A 6,643-nucleotide genomic window follows, 5' to 3' on the forward strand; every position below is an offset into this window, starting at 1 on the left:
TTCCCGTATTCGATCCCGTGAAAGAGACACTATGACCATCCCGTCCACGGTCCACGACGTCATCATTGTCGGTTCCGGACCGGCCGGCTACACCGCTGGTGTCTACACCGCGCGCGCTGAGCTCGCGCCCCTGCTCTTCGAGGGAACCCAGTTCGGTGGCGCCCTCATGACCACCACCGAGGTCGAGAACTTCCCCGGATTCCGCGAAGGAATCATGGGCCCCGATCTGATGGAACAGATGCGCGAGCAGGCACTGCGCTTCGACACCGACATCCGCACCGAGGACGTCGAGGAGATCGATCTCAGCGGCCCGATCAAGACGGTCGTCGCGAACGGCGAAACCTACGCCGCGCACGCGATCATCCTCGCCATGGGCGCGGCAGCCCGCTACCTGGGCATTCCCGGTGAAGAACGCCTCCTCGGCCGCGGCGTCAGCGCCTGCGCCACCTGCGACGGCTTCTTCTTCCGTGACCAGGACATCGTCGTGGTCGGCGGCGGCGACTCCGCGATGGAAGAAGCAACCTTCCTCACCCGCTTCGCTCGCTCGGTCACCCTGGTGCACCGCCGCGAGGAGTTCCGCGCCTCACGGATCATGCTCGAGCGCGCCAAGGCCAACGAGAAGATCCGCTTCCTGACCAACGCAGAGCCCGTCGAGGTGCTCGGTGAGAACAGCGTCACCGGCCTCGTCGTGCGCGACACCGTCACCGGTGAAACTTCCACACTCGAGATCACCGGCATGTTCGTCGCCATCGGCCACGACCCGCGCAGTGAACTCGTCAAGGGCCAGGTCGATCTCGACGACGCCGGATACGTGCGCGTCGCTCCCGGTTCCACCGCGACCTCCGTCGACGGCGTCTTCGCTGCCGGTGACCTGGTCGATCACACGTACCGTCAGGCGATCACCGCTGCCGGCACCGGATGCTCCGCAGCAATCGACGCCGAACGCTGGCTGGCCGACCGCGGCGACATCACCGCCAACACGCTCGACGCAGCCGGCCACACCGTCGACGCCGTCTGACTCCCACACCCAGTGAAAGGAACTTCGATGAGCAAGCCTTCAGTGCTGTTCGTGTGCGTCAAGAACGGCGGCAAATCCCAGATGGCCGCCGGCCTCATGCGCAAAGCCGCCGGCGACCAGGTGGACGTGTACTCGGCCGGCACCAAACCCGGCGACGCGGTCAACGCCCTGTCCGCCGAAACGCTCCTCGAAGTCGGGGTGGACATCTCCGGGCAGACCCCGACGTTGATCGATCCGCAACTGGTGCGCGATGTCGACCTCGTCGTCACCCTGGGCAACGAAGCGAAGGTCGATCCCGTAGCCGGCACCGACTTCGAGAACTGGGACACCGACGAGCCGTCCGAACGCGGCATCGACGGAATCGAACGAATGCGCCTGGTCCGCGACGACATCGCCGCCCGCGTCGACGCCCTTGCTGCCCGTCTAGCGGTCCGCTGATATCGGAACCGCTAGCCGCGCAATCGAAAGACCCGAGAAGTAAGAAAAGAGGACATCACCATGAGCACCATCGAAGTATTCGAACCCGCCCTGTGCTGCAACACCGGCGTCTGCGGCGACGACGTCGACCAAGCGCTGATCACCTTCACCGCCGACCTCGACTGGGTCGCAAGCAACGGCGGCACCATCACCCGCCACAACCTCGCCAACGACCCACTGGCCTTCGCCGGAAACGACACCGTCGCAGCATTCCTCAAAATCTCAGGTTCCGAAGGACTCCCGCTGGCGCTCGTCGACGGAGTCACCGCCCTGACCGGTACATATCCCACCCGCAACCAGCTCGCGAAATGGGCAGGCATCACCGAACCTGGAACGGCTGAGGCGCCGGCCGGGATCGCCATGCTCGGACTCTCCGACACTTCGGCATGCTGCTCCACCGACGACGCCGACTCCACCACCTGCTGCTGAAAGCGTCGACACCGCAATGAGGTTCCTGAACAACGCGCCCCGATTCCTGTTCTTCACCGGCAAAGGTGGTGTCGGTAAAACCTCCATCGCCTGCGCGAGCGCGATGACCCTCGCTCGCGCCGGCAAGAAAGTGCTGCTCGTGAGCACCGATCCAGCCTCCAACGTCGGGCAGGTCTTCGGTGTGAGCATCGGCAACACCATCACCCCGATCTCCGCCGCTCCCGGATTGTCTGCGCTCGAGATCGACCCGGAACAAGCCGCCGCCACCTATCGCGAGCGGATCATCGGTCCCGTCCGCGGGCTACTCCCCGAGAAGGACATCGCGGCGATCTCCGAACAACTTTCCGGGTCCTGCACCACAGAAATAGCCTCGTTCAACGAGTTCACCGGACTGCTCTCCGGGCGCGACGACATCACCGCGGGCTTCGACCATGTCCTCTTCGACACCGCCCCGACCGGGCACACCATCCGGCTGCTCCAACTCCCCGGATCGTGGACCGAGTTCCTCGATGACGGCAAGGGCGACGCATCGTGTCTCGGTCCGTTGTCCGGGCTCGAGAAGCAGCGCGCCATCTACGCTGACGCCGTTGCCGCGCTCGCCGATCCGCAGCGGACCCGCCTCGTACTGGTCTCGCGCGCCCAGCGTTCGACGCTCGCCGAAATCACCCGCACCCACCGCGAACTCGCCGACATCGGACTGACCCATCAGCATGTCGTGATCAACGGTGTCCTCCCGGACCCGGGCGACGACACCGATCCGCTCGCGACCGCGATCTACCGGCGTGAACAAGCCGCGATAGCCGCCCTGCCCGATGGATTGGCGCAATTGCCGACCGATCAGGTCCCGCTCAAAGCGACCAATATCGTCGGCATCGACGCACTCGAAAGCCTCTTCACCCCCGACCTTGGCCCGGTGTCCGCCGCCTCAGCGGACCCGTCCCTGCAGCTACCCAGTTCTCCGCTCGCATCCCTGATCGACGAACTCGACACCGACGATCACGGCCTGATCATGTGCATGGGCAAAGGCGGAGTCGGCAAGACCACCATCGCCGCCGTCATCGCTGTCGCCCTCGCCGAACGCGGCCACCAGGTGCACCTGACAACCACGGACCCGGCTGCACACCTGACAGAAACCTTGAACGGGGAACTCGACAACCTCCAGGTCTCCCGAATCGACCCCGCCGAAGCCACCGAGCAGTACCGCACCAGAGTCCTGACCACCAAAGGCAAGAACCTCGACGAACGCGGACGCGCGAACCTCGCCGAAGACCTCCGATCACCCTGCACCGAGGAAGTGGCAGTCTTCCAAGCGTTTTCGCGGGTCATCCACGAATCGAGTCGCAAATTCGTCGTCGTCGACACCGCCCCGACCGGGCATACCTTGTTGCTCCTCGATGCCACCGGCTCGTATCACCGGGAAATCGCCCGCCAGATGGGGGAGAACACGAACTTCACCACCCCACTCATGCGACTCCAGGACCCAAACGCAACGAAGGTACTGCTCGTGACCCTCGCTGAAACCACACCCGTCCTCGAGGCCGCCGGTCTGCAAGCCGACCTACAACGAGCCGGAATCGAGCCTTGGGCGTGGGTGGTCAACAACTCTCTCGCCGCTGCCGAACCAACCTCGCCGCTCCTGCAGCAGCGCGCAGCCGGAGAGATCACCGAAATCGGCACCATCACAAGCCAATACAGCCAACGAACCGCCATCGTCCCGATGCTCGCCGAAGAACCCATCGGCGAAGCCGCCCTGGCAGCACTGAGTAAGGCATAGCGATCGCGTCACATCATCTCGCCCTGCAGACGGGGTTGCTGTGAACCAGTGGACTCAACTCATGCTGACACGCAGGGCTTCCGGCGATCGAGTTCGTCACGGAGGCACCCAGGCGATGGGAATGTCATCGGACGGGTCTACTGGAACTAGCGCACAACGTCGAACTGTTGCTGACGTCGGCTCCGTTAGTCACTTCCGTCCACGGGCCCAGACGACGGCCGCCGCCACCACGCGGATGCCGACGCCGATGAGAATCAGATTCCCGATGATCTGGACACTGACGACAGCGCGCGACGGATCGGTCGTCGCTGTGATATCCCCGAAGCCTACGGTCGAAAACACCGTCAACGAGAAGTACAGGGCATCCATCCGACTGAGCGGTTCAGAGAAGTATGTGGGGGAGCTCTGGGACATCAGGCTGTATCCCACGGCGTAGCCGAGCAGATAGACGGGAAGAATCAGTGCCAGCGTTTCTATGGCCTGCACGGTGGGCACGTCCGACCTCAGAATCTGCCGGATCTGCCACACGGCAACCGCCAGCACGACGAGCAGTCCCCCCACGAGGAGCATGACCGTGGAAATGCCGTCGACGGAGGTCCACGGGAGCACAAAGTAGCCCACGCCGCAGAGCGCAACCGTCGCGACCGGGCGCACGAGCCCGCGGCGCAGCAGGCGCCGACGATCGCGCGGGTCGAGGTTGCGAAACTCGCTGGCCTGTCCCATGAAATTCCTCCGGGCAACTGCGCGGGTGGGACCGGTAACGAGCGTCATCCTCGGCCATGATGGGTTCCTGCCCGCGGTTCCCCTGCCATTCCAGCCAAGCACGCCCGGGCCGGTGATAACCAGGGTCGACACCACACCAGATCGGTAAACATTGGACCGGTCACGGGCTGTCGGTGGCGTCCTCCGGATCGCCTCCGACGCCACCGATCCCCGCCCCTGCGCGGGCTCGAGCTTCAGCACTGGGCAGCAGGCCGGTTCGGTCAGTCGGGAGGGGTGCGCAACATGGTGTGCTTCCGGGTATTTCGCGGCGATCCGGCGAACTGTCGTGACGGTGAATCGCAACGGTCCGGGTACCGGTCACTGATTTCGGCCGGACGTGTCCCGGTGTGCCGCCCCGTTTTTCTGAACGGTGATGGGTGTTTCGTTCACTGGTCGGGCACACAGACGACAACCTGAGCAGCAAGGCGGTGCTCATGACGCGGACGCCGCGCTCGTCGGCCCGCTGTTCCAGTACGGCAACGAGGCGTCGGCGCCGGGAACGGCTGGGGCGTGCTGCGCAACGCTAGTCGGTGATCGCGCGGAGGGTCTGCGGCGGTTACGGGTGCTGGTGTTCGGTGGTTGTAGCGGCGGGGGCCAGCACCCAGAGGAGCATGCGACCGGTCAGGGGTGTGGTGGCGATGAGCATCAGGTATACCTCCGCGACGGAGCCGTCGTGACGCGTGAGGTCGAAGGTGTCGAGCCAGGACGAAAGGAGCAAGAACACGGCGTCGACGATGGCCCAGGATGCGATGTTGGCAACGATCCATCCGGCCCAGCGGCGGGTATGGGCTCGCAGGACCAACGCCTGGGACAGCCCGAGCAACGGTCCCAGTGCCAGGGTTTGGCTGGCGGCAAGTAGGTAGGCGCCGGTGACGCTGGTGCCCGAGTCTTGCGCGGTGGTGATGGCAGGGATGATCACCAGCAGCCAGCCCAGGAGCGCCGGGCCGACATTTGCGACGATCCATTTCCGCCGGGGGACCGGCACGCGTTGGCGGACGATCTGCCATTGCAGCGCCCCGAGCACCCAACCGAACAGCACGGCCCCAGTCGTTGCCACGAGCAGCGCGGCGACCGGGCTCCGGTTTGCCCAGGACAGCTGCAGTATGTCGGCGCCGATCCACGACAGGACCGCCACCGTGGTCAGCACGACTACGAAGGCGATGGTGTTGTACAGAATCCACTGCCAGTACAGGCGTGCGGACCAGCCGTTGGATGGCGTGGTCATCGGCTGGCACGGTGATCGTGGACGACGGCCGGCCGTGTCGTGTTCTGCGGTCGCTTTCCGGGCCTTGTTCGAGGTAGGTATCGACATCGCTGGTCAGGAGTTCCGGATCTTTGGATCAGGGGATGTCTAAGCGCGTGCATCGGCATCACGATGGGCCGCGGCGACGGTCCGAGTCACCGCGAATCCCGATAAGGGCGAAGACGTCGGCGGCGCCGGCGATCCAGAAGGATTGTGGCAGGGGATCTGCCGCGGTCACTGTTCCCGGCGCCGCGTCTGGCGAGGGCACCTGCGCCTGGGCGGGCGCGGTCGAGACGATCGCACAGGCGAGCGCGATCGCCATCACTGCGTGGCGGAGTCGTCGTCGGATCATTGCACCGCTCCCGGGGTCGTGCGTGTGTGCGCCGACTCCCATTCTGCGCGAGGCGAAGGTGCCGGCATACCGGTTCGATCATTTTCGGGTGTGTGGGGCGCCGGCGGGTTTGGGTGCCGGCGGGGGCCGGCGGGGTGTTCGGGTCGGGTGGTGTGGGGGAGTGGTGCCGGGTCGTGCGGGGGTGTTGCGAGGGCTCGTTTTGGGTGTTTTTGAATGTTGTTGTGTGTCAGTAGGTTTCGGTATTCAGTTGGTGTTGTGCTAGTTTCGTGTGTTGTGTGCACGGTGGTGTTTTCGTGAACGTCGAATGTTGTTGTGGTGGTGAGGGTTTCGGTGTTTCATGTTTTCGGGGTGTTTTGCGGTTTGGTGGGTGGGGGTGTATGATTGGGAGCACGATGATGACGAGGCAGTGGACGCGAGACGGGGCGCTTTTCGTGACCCTTCCCCTCCTCCCCAGCCTCGTTCGGGTGTCGGGTACCGATTCAGGCGTTGCGATGAATTCGTTTGGTAAGAAACAAGATTCGGAATTCAGAGGAGCGAAGCGACTCGATCGACGGCAACGGCAATCGACCCACTGCGAGCCGCGCAGCG

Annotated in this window: 7 protein-coding genes; 4 read left to right on the forward strand and 3 right to left on the reverse strand. The window is 64.6% G+C overall.

Going from position 1 to position 6,643, the window contains the following annotated elements:
* Nucleotides 1-31 precede the first annotated feature (31 nt).
* Genes trxB through arsA form a run of 4 tightly spaced genes read left to right on the forward strand, consistent with a single transcriptional unit; the run spans nt 32 to nt 3,698 of the window.
* Complete coding sequence (gene trxB, locus BH682_RS35600; RefSeq protein ID WP_075836384.1) at nt 32-1,018, forward strand: thioredoxin-disulfide reductase; 987 nt, start codon at nt 32-34, stop codon at nt 1,016-1,018.
* Between the two features lie 27 nt (nt 1,019-1,045).
* Nucleotides 1,046-1,456, forward strand: a complete 411-nt coding sequence (locus BH682_RS35605; protein ID WP_030538083.1) for an arsenate-mycothiol transferase ArsC — start codon at nt 1,046-1,048, stop codon at nt 1,454-1,456.
* Between the two features lie 60 nt (nt 1,457-1,516).
* On the forward strand, nt 1,517-1,924 hold the full coding sequence (arsD, locus tag BH682_RS35610; RefSeq protein ID WP_030538084.1) for an arsenite efflux transporter metallochaperone ArsD: 408 nt from the start codon (nt 1,517-1,519) through the stop codon (nt 1,922-1,924).
* Between the two features lie 16 nt (nt 1,925-1,940).
* Nucleotides 1,941-3,698 (forward strand): arsenical pump-driving ATPase, encoded by a 1,758-nt coding sequence (gene arsA, locus BH682_RS35615; RefSeq protein WP_030538085.1) that lies wholly within the window; start codon nt 1,941-1,943, stop codon nt 3,696-3,698.
* Between the two features lie 189 nt (nt 3,699-3,887).
* Here arsA and BH682_RS35620 read toward each other — a convergent pair whose 3' ends face one another.
* The 3 genes from BH682_RS35620 to BH682_RS35630 form a co-directional block, all read right to left on the reverse strand.
* Nucleotides 3,888-4,421, reverse strand: coding sequence for a potassium channel family protein (locus tag BH682_RS35620; protein WP_019747405.1), 534 nt, complete (start codon nt 4,419-4,421; stop codon nt 3,888-3,890).
* Between the two features lie 595 nt (nt 4,422-5,016).
* On the reverse strand, nt 5,017-5,685 hold the full coding sequence (locus BH682_RS35625) for a hypothetical protein (protein WP_030538086.1): 669 nt from the start codon (nt 5,683-5,685) through the stop codon (nt 5,017-5,019).
* Nucleotides 5,686-5,830: 145 nt separating this feature from the next.
* The gene (locus BH682_RS35630) at nt 5,831-6,055 is read right to left on the reverse strand and encodes a hypothetical protein (protein WP_143173176.1); all 225 of its coding nucleotides are present in this window, start codon (nt 6,053-6,055) and stop codon (nt 5,831-5,833) included.
* Nucleotides 6,056-6,643: the final 588 nt, after the last annotated feature.

Source organism: Rhodococcus sp. YL-1, assembly GCF_001942025.1.
Classification (GTDB): Bacteria; Actinomycetota; Actinomycetes; order Mycobacteriales; family Mycobacteriaceae; genus Rhodococcus_F; species Rhodococcus_F qingshengii.